Genomic DNA, 14,407 nt, shown 5'->3' with positions numbered 1-14,407 from the left:
TCTCGATTCATGATCGTTCCCCGGGTCGCCGTCGGCACCGACATCCACGCCTTCGCCGCCGGCCGGCCGTGCTGGCTGGCCGGCCTGCACTGGCCCGGCGAGGACGGTCTGGCCGGGCACTCCGACGCCGACGTGGTCGCGCACGCCGCCTGCAACGCGTTGCTCTCCGCCGCCGGGCTCGGTGACCTCGGGGCGAACTTCGGGGTGGACGAGCCGGAGTGGGCCGCCGCCTCCGGGGTGGCCCTGCTCACCGAGTCCGCCCGCCGGGTCCGTGCGGCCGGGTTCGCGATCGGCAACGTCTCGGTGCAGGTCGTCGGCAACCGCCCCCGGATCGGGCCGCGTCGCGACGAGGCGCAGCAGGTGCTCTCCGCAGCGGTCGGCGCACCCGTCACCGTCACCGCCGCCACCAGTGACGGCCTGGGCTTCACCGGGCGCGGCGAGGGCCTCGCCGGCATCGCGGTGGCCCTGGTCTATGACGCGATGGCCGGGTAGGCCCGCGATGACCGACGACGAATCGACCCTGGACGGCTACCGGCAGCGGGCCCAACTGCTGGCCGAACTGGGCCGCTACGACGAGGCCGCCGAGGAGTTGGGCTTCGCGCTCGCCCTGGCCCCCGCCGACCCGTCCGCGTTGACGCTGCTGGCGCGGCTGCACCTCGCCGCCGGTCGCCCCGGTGCGGCGGTCGTCGCCGCCGACGCGGCCATCACCCCGACCCGATCCGACCCACCGCGGCATCCCGGGCCGCCGCACCCGTCCGGACCGCCGCCGTCGTCCGGGCCGGATGCTCCGCCGGGGTGGCCGGCGTCGACGACCCCGCCGGACGCCCTGACGCCGCCTGCACCGTCGGACCCGCCTGCATTACGGGACCCGGCTGCACCGCTGGCCCCGCTAGACCCGGCTGCCCCGCTAGGTCCGCGGAACCAGGGTGCACCGCTGGGCCCGCCGGACCCGAGTGCCCCGCCCGGTCCGACGGTGCGGGCACCGCAACCGCCTGCGCTGCCCGCACCGTCGGACCCGGCGGCACCGTCCGGCCCGCCCGGGCCCCCGGTCGGTGCCGGTCCGGCTGACGGGGCGGGTCACCTCGGCCCGGGCGTCGACGGATCCGGGGAGGTCGGCGCGGTGGTGCCGACCGCCGCGCTTGTCGTCCGGGCGATCGCCCTCGCCGACCTGGGGGAGTACGCCGAGTCGGCGCGTACCGCCGATCGGATCCTGGCGGCCGGGCCGACCGACGCGTACGCCCAGCGGAGCGCGGCGGCGATCCTGGCCGAGGCGCGCAACGGCCAGCCGGCGCTGAATGCGGCCTGGCGTGGGGTGGAGTTGGCCCCCGACGAGCCGCAGGCGCACCTGGTGCTGGCCCTGGTCGCCGGTCGGCTGGAGTTGTTCGACCTGGCCGAACGGGCCTACCGGGAGGCGTTACGGCTCGATCCGGAGCTGGCCGGGGCGCGGCACGACCCGGGGGTGCTGCGGCTGGAGCGGCGGCGCTGGGTGCTGGCGCTGGAACAGGTGGCCGCGTTGGCGCCGGTGCAGCCGGCCCGTGCGGAGAAGCTGCCGGTGTGGACCGGGCTGCGCCGGCTCGTCCTGGTGGGCAGCGGCTGGTCGCTGCTCGCCAGCCTGCTGCTCGCGTTCCTGTCCGCCGGCGGGGCGGGGGCGAGTCGGCTGGTGGCGGTGCTGGCGGCGGCCGGTGGCGGCCTGCTGGCCTGGCGGCTCGCCCGGCGGCTCCCCGAGCTGAGCCGGGTCGTCCTGCCGGTGCTGCGCCGGGAGGACCGGCCATTGGCGTTCGCCGTGTACGCGGTCCCGGCCGGCCCGGCCCTGCTCCTGCTCTTCGCCCTGGTGGGCAGCCCGTGGCCGCTGGTGGCCGCCATCGCCGTGGCGGTCCCGGCCACCCTGATCGCCGCCACCCGCGCGGGCGTCTAGGGCGGTCCCGGCCACCCTGATCGCCGCCACCCGCGCGGGCGTCCAGGGCTGTCCCGGCGGGACGGTCAGGGGTGGCGGGTCCAGGTCCAGGCGTAGCCGGGGTCCTCGCACTCCACGGCGGCGTCGCAGAGGTCGAGCGGGCGGAAGGTGTCGACCATGACGGCCAGCTCGTCGAAGAAGTCGACGCCGATCGACCGCTCCGCCGCGCCGGGCTGCGGGCCGTGGGTGAAGCCGGACGGGTGCAGCGAGATCGAACCCTGCCCGATGCCGGAACCGCGCCGGGCCTCGTAGTTGCCGCCCGTGTAGAAGAGCATCTCGTCGGAGTCGACGTTGTGGTGGTGGTACGGCACCGGGATGGCGTCCGGGTGGTAGTCGACCTTGCGGGGCACGAACGAGCAGATCACGAAGTTCGGGCCCTCGAAGGTCTGATGCACCGGCGGCGGCTGGTGGAGGCGGCCGGTGATCGGCTCGAAGTCGTGGATGGAGAACGCCCACGGGTACTGGTGGCCGTCCCAGCCGACCACGTCGAACGGGTGGTGGGCGTAGACGTGCCGGGTCCAGGCGGTGCCGGTGGCCCGGGAGCGGTGCCGGACCAGCACCTCGACGTCGGCGCCGTCGACCAGGAGCGGCGCGTCCGGCCCCCGGACGTCCCGCTCGCAGTACGGCGAGTGTTCCAGGAACTGGCCGCGCACCGACAGGTAGCGCCGGGGTGGGCCGATGTGCCCGGTGGCCTCGATGGTCAGCAGCCGGACCGGGGTGTCGCCGGTGGGGACCAGCCGGTGCACGGTCGAGGTGGGGATGACGACGTAGTCGCCGGCGACCAGGTCGAGCACGCCGAAGCTGGACTCCAGCCGCAGCGTGCCCGCCTCGACATAGAGGCACTCGTCGCCGGTGGCGTTGCGGTAGAGCGGGGACGGCCGGTCGGCCAGCGCGTACCCGATCCGGACGTCGTCGTTGGCGAGCAGGTGCCGCCGGCCGAGCACCGGGTCGGCCCCCGCGCCGTCGAGCTGGTGGGTACGCAGGTGGCGTGGCTTGAGCGGATGGTTCGGCAGTCGGGTGTACCCGGGCGGGGTGAACTCCTCGGCGGCGACGATCGCGGTCGGCGGATACCGGTGGTAGAGCAGGGACGAGTCGGAGGAGAAGCCCTCCTGGCCCATCAGCTCCTCGGTGTAGAGGCTGCCGTCGGGTTGGCGGAACTGGGTGTGCCGCTTGCGGGGCACCTCGCCGACGCTGCGGTAGTACGGCATGTCGCCTCCCGTAATGTCCCGATATCCGGCCGACGGCGTCCGATAACCGGACGTCACTGTCCGTTCCTTGACAGCGTCCCGTAGATTCTTGTCTCGTGTCAACGCAGGTCCCCCGCCTCCTCGCCGGACTCGTCGACGACGCCGCCGTCTTTCCGCCCGGCAGCGCGTCGCTGCCCGACGCGGTCACCGCACACCGCGAACACCGCGCCGCCTGGTACGCCGACCTGGTCGGCCCGCTGCTGGTGCCCGCCTCCGCCGTCGCCGACGACGCGCTGACCGACCTGACCGAGGGCTTCCCGGTCGGGCTGATCGGCGACACCGGCATCGCCCGGCTGCCCGCCGCGCTGGCCCGCCTCGACGCCGCCGGCATCGTGGTCCGGCAGGTCGAGGCGGCCGTCGCCCGACGCGGCGAGGACCCGCAGCCCGGCCTGGCCGAGCTGCTCCGGCTCGCCGGGGCGGGGGTGGACCCCGGCCGGGAGCCGACCCGGCCCGGCGAACCGGCCGGCTACTGGTACGCGGAGCTGCCGCTGACCTTCGGGCTGACCGCAGCGCTGGACACCCTCGCCGGGGCCCGTGCGGCCGGCGTGCCGATCGCCGCGAAGTTCCGCACCGGCGGACTGGCCGCCGAACTCTTCCCCACCCCCGTCGAGCTGGCTGCGGTGATCTGCGCCTGCCGGGACCGGGACCTGCCGTTCAAGCTGACCGCCGGCCTGCACCACGCGGTACGCCACCTCGACCCGGAGACCGGCTTCACCCACCACGGCTTCGGCAACGTGCTGGCCGCCACCCTCGCCGCCGCCGCCGGTGCCGAGGTGGACGCCGTCGCCGTGCTGCTCGCCGACACCGACGCGGTGCGGCTGGTCGAGCCGGCCCGGGCGGCCCGCGACACCGACCGCCCGCTCTGGATCGGGTTCGGCTCGTGCAGCGTCCGGGAACCACTGACCGATCTGATCCGGCTGGGGCTGGTGAACGGGGGATTCGACCGATGAGCTGGGTGACGGGCGCGGACGGCTCGCCGTACGGCGTGACCAACCTGCCGTACGGGGTGTTCCGGCACGGCGGGCAGCCGCCCAGGATCGGCGTACGCGTCGCCGATCTGGTGTTCGACCTGGCCGGCGCGGAGTCGGCCGGGCTGGTGCTGGCCGCCGGGGCGTTCGGCCGGCCCACCCTCAACGACTTCATGGCGCTGGGTCGCCCGCAGTGGACGGCGGCCCGGCAGCGCCTCGTCGAGCTGCTCACCGACCCGGCGCACCGACCCGCCGTCGAGCCGCTGCTGGTGCCGCTGGCCGAGGTCGAGCTGCTGCTGCCGTTCGAGGTGGCCGACTACGTCGACTTCTATTCCTCGGAGCACCACGCCGGCAACGTCGGGCAGATCTTCCGCCCCGGCCAGCCCCCGCTGCTGCCGAACTGGAAGCACCTGCCGATCGGCTACCACGGCCGGGCCGGCACGGTGGTGGTCTCCGGCACCCCCGTCGTCCGGCCGACCGGGCAGCGGGCCACCGACCAGGGCCCGACCGTCGGCCCGTCGGTACGCCTCGACATCGAGGCCGAGGTGGGCTTCGTGGTCGGGGTGCCGAGCGCGCTGGGCGACCGGGTGCCCACCGCCGACTTCGCCGACCACGTCTTCGGGGTGGTGCTGGTCAACGACTGGTCGGCCCGGGACATCCAGGCCTGGGAGTACCAGCCACTCGGGCCGTTCCTCGGCAAGTCCTTCGCCACCTCCGTCTCCGCCTGGGTGACGCCGCTGGACGCCCTGGCCGACGCGTTCGTCCCGGCCCCGCAGCAGGACCCGCCGGTGCAGGACTACCTGCGGCAGACCCCGCACCTGGGGCTCGACCTGCGGCTGTCGGTCGAGTGGAACGGCGAGCAGGTCACCGCGCCACCGTTCGCCGGCATGTACTGGACGCCCGCCCAGCAGTTGGCCCACCTCACCGTCAACGGCGCGTCCCTGCGGACCGGCGACCTGTACGCCTCGGGCACCGTCTCCGGCCCCGAGCGCGGCCAGGTCGGCTCGTTCCTGGAGCTGACCTGGGGTGGTGCCGAACCGGTCACCGTCGGCGGGGACACCCGCACCTTCCTGGCCGACGGGGACACCGTCACCCTGCGGGCCACCGCCCCCGGCCCGGACGGCACCACCGTCGCCCTCGGCGAGGTCACCGGGCAGATCCTGTCCGCCCGCTGACCCACCGGCCCGGCTTCGACCGGCCCGGCTCCATCGCACCCCGCCTACGCCTGGGCCGGCTCCTACCGGCCGGGTGTCGGTCCGGTGGCAGCCTGTCCGGCGTCGGCCCGGCTTAGACCGGCGGGGCACCGCTCCGGTGCCGGCCCGACCGTCCGGCACCGGGTCGTGCCGGTCGCACCGGCTGTCCGATCGTCCGCGCCTCCTGCCGCGTTTGTCCCTCGGATTCCGTCGACGCACCCCGCGTCGCCCGCCTCCCGTCGGCGGCGTGGGGTGCGTCGGCGTGACACGTCCCAGCGGACAGGAGGTAGGAGCATGAACGATCTCGTCGGCGCGGTGTGGCGCACCAGTAGCCGGTCGAACGACCAGGGGCTCTGTGTGGAGGTGGCGGACAATCTCGTCCGTACCCGAGCAGTGGTCGGGGTACGCGACTCCAAGGACCCGTCGGGTCCGGCCCTGGTCATCGGCCCACCGGGTTGGACGGCGTTCGTCGACGCCGTCCGGGAAGGGCTGTTGCGGCCCTGATCAACCCCGTCACCGGTGCCTCGGTAGGGGCACCGGTGACGGGAATTTCATCGTCCGGCCCCCCGCTGGCCGCTCACCCGCCGTACCGTGGACGGCACGGGAGGTGTCATGTCGACGGTTGCGGTCACCGATTTCATCGAGGCGCCGGCCGTCGACGTGTGGGCGCTCCTGACCGACCTGCCGGTCCGCGTCGACTGGCTCTGCACGGTCAGCGCCGTCGAGCTGCTCACCCCCGGGCCGCTCGGCCCGGGCACCGCCTGGCGGGAGACCCGCACCCGGCCGGACGGTGGCGACCAGGCGGAGGAGTTCCTCGTGCTGGCCGCCGAGCCACCGCACCGGCTGGTGCTCAGCTCCCCCGGCATCGGGGTGGACTACCGGATCACCTGGACCCTGCGCACCGTCCAGCGCCGTCGCCGGGGTTGCACCGCCCTCACCGTCGAGCACCGGGCGCTGCCGACCGCCCCGTACGGTCGGATGTTGGCGCTGCTCTTCGGCGGTCTGGCTGCGCGGACGGTGGAGGGCGCGATCCGGCGGGACCTGACCGCGCTGGCCGCCACCGTGCGCAGCGCCGGCCGGGCCACCGCAGCCTGACCTCGCGCCCCGCCTCCCCCGCCCGCACTCCCCCGTCCGGCGTCCGGTGTCCCGCCGGAGCCGGTTCGGGAATCCTTCGCGCGACGTGGCGTGACCTGACCGGTCCCGAGGGGGGACGCCTGGGTAGGGTGCCGGGCGGAGGTGGGCATGGGAATCCCGAAGGGACGGCGGCGACTCGTGGTCGCGGCCACCGCGCTGCTCACCCTCGTGGCGGTCGCCGGTATCGGCTACCGGGTGCTCGCCCCCGCCGAGGTCGTCACGCCCGCCCAGGGCGCACCCCCGCCCGCCGGCACCCCCGCGATCGGGGTGGTGGGCCGGCTGCCGGTCGCACCCCTGGTGGTGGCGGGACGGCTCCGGGTCTATGCCGCCGAGCGTCAGCTCTATGCCGACCAGCCCGCCGACGGCCGCAACCGGGTCACCCCGTTCTGGTCGTACCGGCGCTGGCCCGCCTCGCTCGACGGGGTGCTGGCGGCCGGCACGACGGTGCTCAGCCACTGGTCGGACGGGAAGCTGGTGGCGCTGGACGCGCTCACCGGCCGGGTCGCCTGGCGGGCCGACGGGCCGACGCCGGACGACACCCCGCCCGCCCGGCGCACCGGGGCGGCCACCGTCTGGGACCCGCGTGGGATCTCCGTCGCCCCCGCCCCGGCGGGCCGGACGGTGCTGGTGGTCTCCGGGGCGGGCAGTCTGCGCGGCTACGACCTCGCCGACGGACGGGCGCTCTGGCGGGTCGACGGCGACCGGGACTGCCGCACCGACCTGGGCACCACCGCCGCCGGGCAGGTCTTCTCCGTCGACTCCTGCGGTGGGCCGACGGCGGTGGAGTTCCGGGACGTGTCCACCGGCACGGTCGCCACCCGCTGGCGACCGCCGGACGCCCCCGACCGGTTCACCGTCACCCCGGTCGGCTGCCTCACCCCCCGGTCGCAGTGCCGAGGGTTGCGCACCGACGACGGCTCCGGCGGTCGGGGCTGGCAGGTCGGCCCGGGTGCGCCGATGGCCGCCCCCGCCCTGGCCGCCGCCGACAGCACCCTGGTCGGTGAGCTGGCCGTCGGCGACGACGGCGGGGTGCTCAAGGGGTGGGAGGCACGCAGCGGCAAGGAACGCTGGCAGCGTGGCGACCTGGGCCCGGTGACCGTCCTCGCCACCGAGGCCGGCCGGCTCTACGTGCTGACCGAACGCCGGGAACTGATCACCCTCGACCCGGTCACCGGTGCCCAGCGGTCCCGGTTCCCGATGACCCCCGGCCGGGACGGCATCGGCTGGAAACCCGGCCGGGCGTACGCGGCAGGCGGCTACGTCGCGGTGGAGCGGCTGCGGGAGCGCGCCGACCCGGCCGACGACGACCAGGCGTACTTCCTGATGGCCGAGCCGGTGGTGCTCGCCGCGACCTGACCCGGCCCGGCGGTCCCCGACCTGCCCCGCGCCCCGGCGGACCCTGCCTGATCTCGGACCCGGCGGGGCCCCGACCTGCGCCGGGCCCCCGACCGACGGCTCAGGACAGGGCGGCCTCCGCGGCGGCCAGGAAGACATCGTTCTCGGCCGGGGTGCCGATGGTGACCCGGACCCCGTCCCCGGCGAACGGCCGGACGATCACGCCGCGCGTCTCGCACGCCCTGCCGAACGCCACGGCCCGCTCACCCAGCGGCAACCAGACGAAGTTGGCCTGGCTGGACGGCACGTCGGGGACGAACTTGCGCAAGGCCTCGGTGACCCGGTCCCGCTCGGCGACGACCAGCGCGCAGCGGCGTTCGACCTCGTCGGCCTGGGCCAGCGCGGCCAGCGCACCCGCCTGGGCGGCGGTGTTGGTGGAGAACGGGGTGACCACCTTGCGGATGGCGGCGGCCACCTCGGGGGCGCCGACCAGCCAACCGATCCGCAGCCCGGCCAGCCCCCACGCCTTGGACAGGGTACGCAGCACCACCACGTTGGGCCGGTCCAGGTAGGTCAGGCCGTCCGGCACCGCCGGATCGGTGACGAACTCCCGGTACGCCTCGTCGATGACGACCAGCACGTCGTCGCCGACGGCGTCGAGGAACCGGTCCAGTTCCGGCTTGCGTACCGCCGTGCCGGTGGGGTTGTTGGGGTTGCAGACCACCACCATCCGGGTCCGGTCGGTCACCGCCGCGGCCATCGCCGCCAGGTCGTGTCCGTGGCCGGCGTCGTTGGGCACCCGCACGCTGCTCGCGCCGCTGGTCGCCGCGATGATCGGGTACGCCTCGAACGAGCGCCACGAGTAGAGCAGCTCGTCGCCGGGCAGGCAGGTGGCCCGGACCAGGTGTTCGGTCATGGCCACCGACCCGCAGCCGGTGGCGATCCGGTCGGGGTCCACGCCGTACCGCTCGGCGAGCGCGGCGCGCAGCGCCACCACGCCCATGTCCGGGTAGCGGTGTGAGCCGGCGACCGCCTCGGTGACCGCCTCGACCACCCCGGGCAGCGGCCCGTACGGCACCTCGTTGCTGGCCAGCTTGATCGCCTCGGCCAGGCCCAGCTCGCGGGCCAGGTCGGCCGGGCTGCGTCCGGGTACGTAGGCGGGCAGGGCGTCCAGGTCGGCGCGGGTCAGCCGCAGCGGGGGCTGGTGACGTCCGGTGTCGGTCATGGGGTGTCTCCCGGGGGCTCGGGGTGGTCGCGGTCGGTGGGGGTGTCGGGGTGGTCGGCGCGCGGCACCTGCACCACGACCGTCTGGGCCCGTTTGTCGTGCAACGCCTGGCGCAGCGGGTGGTCGAAGAGTGCGGAGACCGCGTCGACGAACTGGAGCAGCAGGCCGAGCCCGCAGCAGAACCACAGCAGGGTGGGCATGCCCATGGTGCTCCACCGCCGGGTGGCCCGGCCGAAGCCCAGCGGCTGGTCGGCGTCGAGCGGCACCGCCCGGATGCGCAGCAGCCGCTTGCCCAGGGTCTGCCCGCCGGAGGCCATCGTCGGCACCTCGTAAGCGAACCAGAGTGCGGTCGCGATGACCAGGATGGCGATCTGCAGGCCGCCGGCCTGCTCACCGATGGCCGGCAGGCCCTCCCGGGAGGAGTCGCCGGCCATCGCCCGGCGGACCGCCTCCCGCAGGTAGGGCGCGGTCTCCTCGAAGTACCGCCAGACGAACCAGCCGTTGACCACCGCGTTGAGCAGGAGGACGACCCCGAAGTCGATCAACCGGGCGAGCAGTCGGGCACCGTAACCGGCCAGCGGCACGCCGTGCGGGCGGGGCTCGGGTGGACGCCCCGGCCAGGTCGGGTACGGCCAACCGGGCGGCGGCCCGCCGGGCTGTCCGACCCGGTGGCCCTCCGGCTGCCCGGCCCCCGGGTGTACGGGCTGCCCGAGCCCGGGTTGCCCTGCTCCGGGTTGCCCTGCTCCCGGTTGCCCGGTCCACGGCATGCCCGGCGTGCCGGGTGCTCCGGGCCCGTCGGGCGGTGCGCCTGATGCGCCGGGCTGACCGGGGGCGTTCGGGGTCCACGGGGGTGCCGAGGGCTGACCGGCTGCGGTCGGGCTGCCGGCGGCCGGGGCGGGCGGCTCTCCGACAGGCTCCGGTTCGGGCGGCGGCGGACCGTCCGGTGGGGTGGCGTCGACCGGGATCGGGGCACCGATCCAGCCCTCACCGTCCCACCACCGTCGGGTGGTCGGCTCGGCCGGGTCGACGTGCCAGCCTGGTTGCACGCTCACGGTCTGGCCCTGCGCTGTCCGGTGCGGTCGCTCTGGTCGCTCACCCGGCAACCTTAACGACGACGGTGCCGGCGAACTTGTCGTGGAGGCACTGCTGCCACGGCTTGTCCCAGAGCTGCCACAGCCCGTCCAGGTAGCTGAAGCCGGGAATGACCGTCCCGACGCCCTGGTGGACGACCCACCGCTTGGCCGCCGCCTTGCGGGTCAGCGTGCCGGCCGGGTCGAGCGGCACCACCTGGAGCTTCATCGCCCGTTTGCCGATGGTCTGCCCGGTCTTGAACATCATCTCGACCAGGTAGAGGTAGCTCAGGACGAACATCACCAGGAAGATCACGGCCTCCAGCGCCAGCAGCGGCAGCAGGAAGCCGGCGAACGGGTCGGCGATGAGCTGGCCGTCGGGCCCGGTGCTCAGGTCCGGCAGGACCAGCATGAAGAAGACGATGAAGGCCGGCACGACGAAGACCAGGCTGGCCGCCCCGAGCACCAGCCCGTCGATGAGCAGGGCGAGCAGCCGGTCACCGAAGCCGGCCAGCGGCAGCCCGCGCGGTGACAGCGTCGGGGAGCCGGGCGGCGGCATACCGGGCACCGGTGGGTACCCGGGCAGCCCGGCGTACGGGCCGGGCGGCGTCGGGTAGGCACCGGGCTGCGGATACCCGGCGGGCGGGCCGCTGTACGGGCCGGGTTGCGGCGGCACGGCGTACCCCTGGGGGTGGGGGCCGCCGGGCGGGGCGAAGCCGCCGGCGGCGGGCGGAGACCCACCGGCCGGCGGCGTCGGGAACGTCGGAGGCTGCGTCACGCGAGACAGTGTTACAGGTTGCCGCGCGCTTCCTGCTCCCGCTCGATGGCCTCGAAGAGCGCTCTGAAGTTGCCCTTGCCGAAACCGAGCGAGCCGTGCCGCTCGATCAGCTCGAAGAAGACCGTCGGGCGGTCCTGCACCGGCTTGGTGAAGATCTGGAGCAGGTAGCCGTCCTCGTCCCGGTCGACCAGGATCTTGCGGGACTTCAACTCCTCGATCGGCACCCGCACGTTGCCGATCCGGGCCCGCAGCTCCGGGTCGTCGTAGTACGAGTCGGGGGTCTCGAGGAACTCGACGCCGGCCGCCCGCATCGCGTCGACGCTGGCCAGGATGTCGTTGGTGGCGACCGCGATGTGCTGCGCGCCGGGCCCCTGGTAGAACTCCAGGTACTCGTCGATCTGCGACTTCTTGCGGGCCATCGCCGGCTCGTTGAGCGGGAACTTCACCTTCCGGGTGCCGCTGGCGACGACCTTGCTCATCAGCGCCGAGTAGTCGGTGGCGATGTCGTCGCCGATGAACTCCGCCATGTTGGAGAAGCCCATCACCCGCTTGTAGAACTCCACCCACTCGTCCATCCGGCCGAGTTCGACGTTGCCGACGACGTGGTCGACCGCCTGGAAGAAGCGCTTCGGCTGGAGGCCGGCGGCGATCATCGGCTGCCGGTCGACGATCGGGCCCCGGGCCACGAAGCCGGGCAGGAACGGGCCGGTGTAGCGGGACCGGTCGACCAGGGTGTGCCGGGTGTCGCCGTACGCGGCGATGGTGGCGAGCCGGACGGTGCCGTGCGTGTCGGTCACGTCGTGCGGCTCGATGAGGCCGGTCGCGCCCTGGGCCACGGCGTGCGCGTAGGCGGCGTCGACGTCCGGCACCTCCAGCGCGATGTCGCTGACCCCGTCGGAGTGCTTCGCGACGTGGTCGGTGCCGGCGGCGTCGGGGCGGACCGCGCCGGTCAGCACGAACCGGGCCGAACCACTGGTCAGCACGTACTCGGCGTGGTCGCGGTAGCCCTGTTCCGGGCCCCGGTAGGCCACGCAGGTCATGCCGAACGCGGTGGAGTAGTAGTGCGCGGCCTGCTTGGCGTTGCCGACCAGGAAGTGCACGTGGTCGAGACCCTTGACCGGGAACGGGTCACGGGTGATGTCGTGGTCGACTGCGCCGACGAGCGTGTCGACGTCGATGTCCTCGGTCGACTGGGGTCGGTCGATCGCCTGGGTCACGGTGGCCTCCCTCGGTTGCGGCCGGCTTCGTGGGCCGGTGGTCCGACAGCTCTTCCAGGCAGCATCGTGGTGGCCCCATCCGCTGGGCAACCGTCACCTTTTCCCCTGGTCAGGTTGCGCAATCGGTAGGGTGTGCAGCCATGAACGCTGGACAGGGTGTACGGCTCGACGCGCTGGACGGCAGGCTGGTCCAACTCCTCGCCGACGAACCCCGGATCGGGGTGCTGGAATGCTCCCGCCGGCTCGGGGTGGCCCGGGGCACCGTCCAGGCCCGGCTGGACAAGCTGGTCGACCGGGGGGTGATCGGCGGCTTCGGGCCGGAGATCTCCCCGGCGGCGATCGGGTTCGCGGTGACCAGCTTCGTCACCCTGGAGATCAGCCAGCGGCACGGCCACGACACGGTCACCGCCCACCTGGCGGCGATCCCCGAGGTGCTGGAGGCGCACACCATCACCGGGGCGAGCGACCTGCTCTGCCGGATCGTGGCCCGCTCCAACACCGACCTGCAACGGGTGATCGACCAGATCGTCTCGTCCGAGGCGATCCGCCGGGCCTCCACGATCATCGCGCTCGCCGAGCAGATCCCCTACCGCACGCTGCCCCTGCTCCGCTCCGCCGCCGGGTCGTGATCAAGCCAATTGGGCTGATATAGCGGCATCCGAAGGCTGTGTTGGTGCTATACCGGCGATGTTGTGATGCGTCCGATCTGCCCGACGGGTGCGTCGTCCGCCAGGGAGAAAGCGGGGCGACACTCCGGCGCGGGGGCGGGGCGGGGAGGTGAACGTCGCTACGGTGTGCGGTGTGAAGGGCCTTGGCGGGGTGCGGGGAGGGCTGCTGCTCGGGCTCGTCATCGTGATCGCGCTCGCCGTCACCGGGGTGTGGAACCCCTTCCCCGGGGTGTGGGACTGGGTCGACCGCAGCGAGCCGATCTCCGAACCCGACGTGCTCTGGCAGCAGCGGGTCGGCGGCACCCCGAAGAGCGTCACGATCGTCGGCGACGCCGTCGTGGTCGAGCAGCGGACCCGCATCGAGGTGCGCAGCCTCGCCACCGGCGCCCCGCTCTGGGAGCGCAAGGCAGACTGGTCGGCGGTGGCCGGCGGCGACCGCGACGCCGTCGTCGCCGTGGGCAAGCTCCTGGTCAAGGGGTACGAGCTGATCGACCCCACCACCGGGGCGGTACGTCGGCGCGACAGCGACGCGGTGGCCGTCTGGACGTACCGGAACATGCTGCTGGACGCCCGGTGTGTGGCCGCCACCGACTGCACGTTGAGCGCCTGGGACCCGCGTGGCACCAGCCCACTGTGGACGGCCTTCCTGCCCGGCGTCAGCAGCGGGCTCTTCGCCGACAACCCGGGCCTGCTCGGCACCCGGCGACTGACCGCGCAGCGGATCGACGAGGCGGTGGCCGGGCCGGAGGCGGTGCCGCCGCTGCTCGGCTTCCCGGTGGACGGCCGGGTGCACGTGGTGGACACCGCCACCGGCCGGGTGGTGCAGAACGTCGAACCGGGCCGCGACGAGCGGTTGTCCGTGGTCGGCGGCCGGATGCTCAAGATCAGCGCGGTCTCCGTCGACGGCAGCTGCCAGTACGCCGTCTCGGCCCGGGACCCGGCCACCGGGCAGGAGGTGTGGCGGCGTACCGGGCTCAACCTGCGCACCGCCGACAGCGCCGGGTGCGTGCAGCGGGAGGACCCGCAGGGGGCCCGCAACGTGCTGATCGGGGTGGCCCCCGACGGGCGGGAAACGGTCCTCGACGGGTACGACGGCCGGCTGTTGCAGGTGAACGCCGAGGGGGAGAAGCTGCTCGCCGTCGACGACCGCTACGCCCTGGTGCGCAGCGCCGACAAGGATTCGGTCATCGCCCGGGAGCTGGGTGCCGGCAAGGCCCGCTGGACCCGGCCGGCCGGCGCGAAGGCGGGCGCGGCGCTGACCCCGTACGCGGCGGTGCTGACCGGGGACAAGCCGAGCCGACTGGTGGCCGTGGACCCGCGTACCGGCCGGGAGTTGGTGGTGTTGCGGACCAGTGCCAACGCGCTCGCGGTCGGGCGCAACGGCATGGTCGTCGGCGAGGGCCGGGAGATCGGCTACGTCCGGTTCGGGGCGGGCGCCGGCGCACCGCCACCCGCCGCGCCGCCGGCCGGGTCGGACGGTGGCGGCGGTCCCGGCCCGGGGCGTACCGGTGGCGCACCCGACGTCGGGGACAGCTGCGGACCGAAGCGGGAACTCTGCGCCAACGGCAACGGGTGAGAGCGGCGTCCCACGACCCACCCGGCGGGTGTCACCGATCGA

General features: G+C 74.3%; 13 protein-coding genes and 2 pseudogenes. 10 read left to right on the top strand and 5 right to left on the bottom strand.

The features are described from left to right. The first annotated feature begins 9 nt into the window (after positions 1 to 9). The 3 genes and pseudogenes from ispF to ACQP1S_RS29585 all read left to right on the top strand — a co-directional run. Entirely contained in the window at positions 10 to 492 is a 483-nt protein-coding gene (ispF, locus tag ACQP1S_RS29595; protein WP_432901140.1) for a 2-C-methyl-D-erythritol 2,4-cyclodiphosphate synthase, read from the top strand. Further along, a pseudogene (locus ACQP1S_RS29590) lies at positions 473 to 664 on the top strand (tetratricopeptide repeat protein); the annotation flags it as partial. The gene ispF and the pseudogene ACQP1S_RS29590, both read left to right, overlap by 20 nt. Before the next feature lie 408 nt (positions 665 to 1,072). Beyond that, positions 1,073 to 1,915, top strand: a pseudogene (locus tag ACQP1S_RS29585) (tetratricopeptide repeat protein); the annotation flags it as partial. A gap of 65 nt (positions 1,916 to 1,980) precedes the next feature. Here ACQP1S_RS29585 and ACQP1S_RS29580 read toward each other — a convergent pair. After that, complete coding sequence (locus ACQP1S_RS29580) at positions 1,981 to 3,162, bottom strand: homogentisate 1,2-dioxygenase (RefSeq protein ID WP_432901138.1); 1,182 nt, start codon at positions 3,160 to 3,162, stop codon at positions 1,981 to 1,983. A 95-nt stretch (positions 3,163 to 3,257) separates the two neighbouring features. Here ACQP1S_RS29580 and ACQP1S_RS29575 point away from each other — a divergent pair, with 95 nt between their 5' ends. From ACQP1S_RS29575 to ACQP1S_RS29555, 5 genes are all read left to right on the top strand, one after another. Next, the gene (locus ACQP1S_RS29575) at positions 3,258 to 4,151 is read left to right on the top strand and encodes a hypothetical protein (RefSeq protein WP_432901136.1); all 894 of its coding nucleotides are present in this window, start codon (positions 3,258 to 3,260) and stop codon (positions 4,149 to 4,151) included. Beyond that, a complete protein-coding gene (gene fahA, locus ACQP1S_RS29570; protein WP_432901134.1) occupies positions 4,148 to 5,344 on the top strand; it encodes a fumarylacetoacetase in 1,197 nt (398 codons plus the stop codon). Before ACQP1S_RS29575 ends, fahA begins: the two co-directional genes overlap by 4 nt. 312 nt (positions 5,345 to 5,656) lie before the next feature. Then, positions 5,657 to 5,866, top strand: coding sequence for a DUF397 domain-containing protein (locus ACQP1S_RS29565; protein WP_091247579.1), 210 nt, complete (start codon positions 5,657 to 5,659; stop codon positions 5,864 to 5,866). A gap of 108 nt (positions 5,867 to 5,974) precedes the next feature. Beyond that, positions 5,975 to 6,457, top strand: coding sequence for an SRPBCC family protein (locus tag ACQP1S_RS29560; RefSeq protein ID WP_091247577.1), 483 nt, complete (start codon positions 5,975 to 5,977; stop codon positions 6,455 to 6,457). Between the two features lie 147 nt (positions 6,458 to 6,604). After that, the gene (locus tag ACQP1S_RS29555) at positions 6,605 to 7,852 is read left to right on the top strand and encodes a PQQ-binding-like beta-propeller repeat protein (protein WP_432901132.1); all 1,248 of its coding nucleotides are present in this window, start codon (positions 6,605 to 6,607) and stop codon (positions 7,850 to 7,852) included. 100 nt (positions 7,853 to 7,952) lie between these two features. Here ACQP1S_RS29555 and hisC read toward each other — a convergent pair whose 3' ends face one another. From hisC to hppD, 4 genes are read right to left on the bottom strand one after another with little or no spacing between them, the layout of a single operon-like run. Then, a complete protein-coding gene (gene hisC, locus ACQP1S_RS29550) occupies positions 7,953 to 9,056 on the bottom strand; it encodes a histidinol-phosphate transaminase (protein ID WP_432901130.1) in 1,104 nt (367 codons plus the stop codon). Continuing rightward, positions 9,053 to 10,108: an RDD family protein gene (locus tag ACQP1S_RS29545; protein ID WP_432901128.1), complete on the bottom strand. Its 1,056-nt coding sequence runs from the start codon at positions 10,106 to 10,108 to the stop codon at positions 9,053 to 9,055. The genes hisC and ACQP1S_RS29545 overlap by 4 nt, the downstream gene beginning before the upstream one ends. A gap of 40 nt (positions 10,109 to 10,148) precedes the next feature. Continuing rightward, positions 10,149 to 10,904 (bottom strand): RDD family protein, encoded by a 756-nt coding sequence (locus tag ACQP1S_RS29540; protein ID WP_432901126.1) that lies wholly within the window; start codon positions 10,902 to 10,904, stop codon positions 10,149 to 10,151. 11 nt (positions 10,905 to 10,915) lie between these two features. After that, complete coding sequence (gene hppD / locus ACQP1S_RS29535; RefSeq protein WP_432901124.1) at positions 10,916 to 12,121, bottom strand: 4-hydroxyphenylpyruvate dioxygenase; 1,206 nt, start codon at positions 12,119 to 12,121, stop codon at positions 10,916 to 10,918. A 140-nt stretch (positions 12,122 to 12,261) separates the two neighbouring features. Here hppD and ACQP1S_RS29530 point away from each other — a divergent pair, with 140 nt between their 5' ends. Then, positions 12,262 to 12,750: an Lrp/AsnC family transcriptional regulator gene (locus tag ACQP1S_RS29530; protein WP_091247565.1), complete on the top strand. Its 489-nt coding sequence runs from the start codon at positions 12,262 to 12,264 to the stop codon at positions 12,748 to 12,750. Between the two features lie 163 nt (positions 12,751 to 12,913). Next, the gene (locus ACQP1S_RS29525) at positions 12,914 to 14,365 is read left to right on the top strand and encodes a PQQ-binding-like beta-propeller repeat protein (RefSeq protein ID WP_432901122.1); all 1,452 of its coding nucleotides are present in this window, start codon (positions 12,914 to 12,916) and stop codon (positions 14,363 to 14,365) included. Positions 14,366 to 14,407: the final 42 nt, after the last annotated feature.

The organism is Micromonospora matsumotoense, assembly GCF_050951065.1.
GTDB lineage: Bacteria > Actinomycetota > Actinomycetes > Mycobacteriales > Micromonosporaceae > Micromonospora > Micromonospora matsumotoensis.
This window is presented reverse-complemented; position numbering and strand designations above follow the sequence as displayed.

Coding starts and splice junctions, on each gene's coding strand:
- ispF (WP_432901140.1), top strand. CDS start 10: ATGATCGTTCCCCGGGTCGCCGTCGGCACCGACATCCACGCCTTCGCC.
- ACQP1S_RS29580 (WP_432901138.1), bottom strand. CDS start 3,162: ATGCCGTACTACCGCAGCGTCGGCGAGGTGCCCCGCAAGCGGCACACC.
- fahA (WP_432901134.1), top strand. CDS start 4,148: ATGAGCTGGGTGACGGGCGCGGACGGCTCGCCGTACGGCGTGACCAAC.
- ACQP1S_RS29565 (WP_091247579.1), top strand. CDS start 5,657: ATGAACGATCTCGTCGGCGCGGTGTGGCGCACCAGTAGCCGGTCGAAC.
- ACQP1S_RS29560 (WP_091247577.1), top strand. CDS start 5,975: ATGTCGACGGTTGCGGTCACCGATTTCATCGAGGCGCCGGCCGTCGAC.
- ACQP1S_RS29555 (WP_432901132.1), top strand. CDS start 6,605: ATGGGAATCCCGAAGGGACGGCGGCGACTCGTGGTCGCGGCCACCGCG.
- hisC (WP_432901130.1), bottom strand. CDS start 9,056: ATGACCGACACCGGACGTCACCAGCCCCCGCTGCGGCTGACCCGCGCC.
- ACQP1S_RS29530 (WP_091247565.1), top strand. CDS start 12,262: ATGAACGCTGGACAGGGTGTACGGCTCGACGCGCTGGACGGCAGGCTG.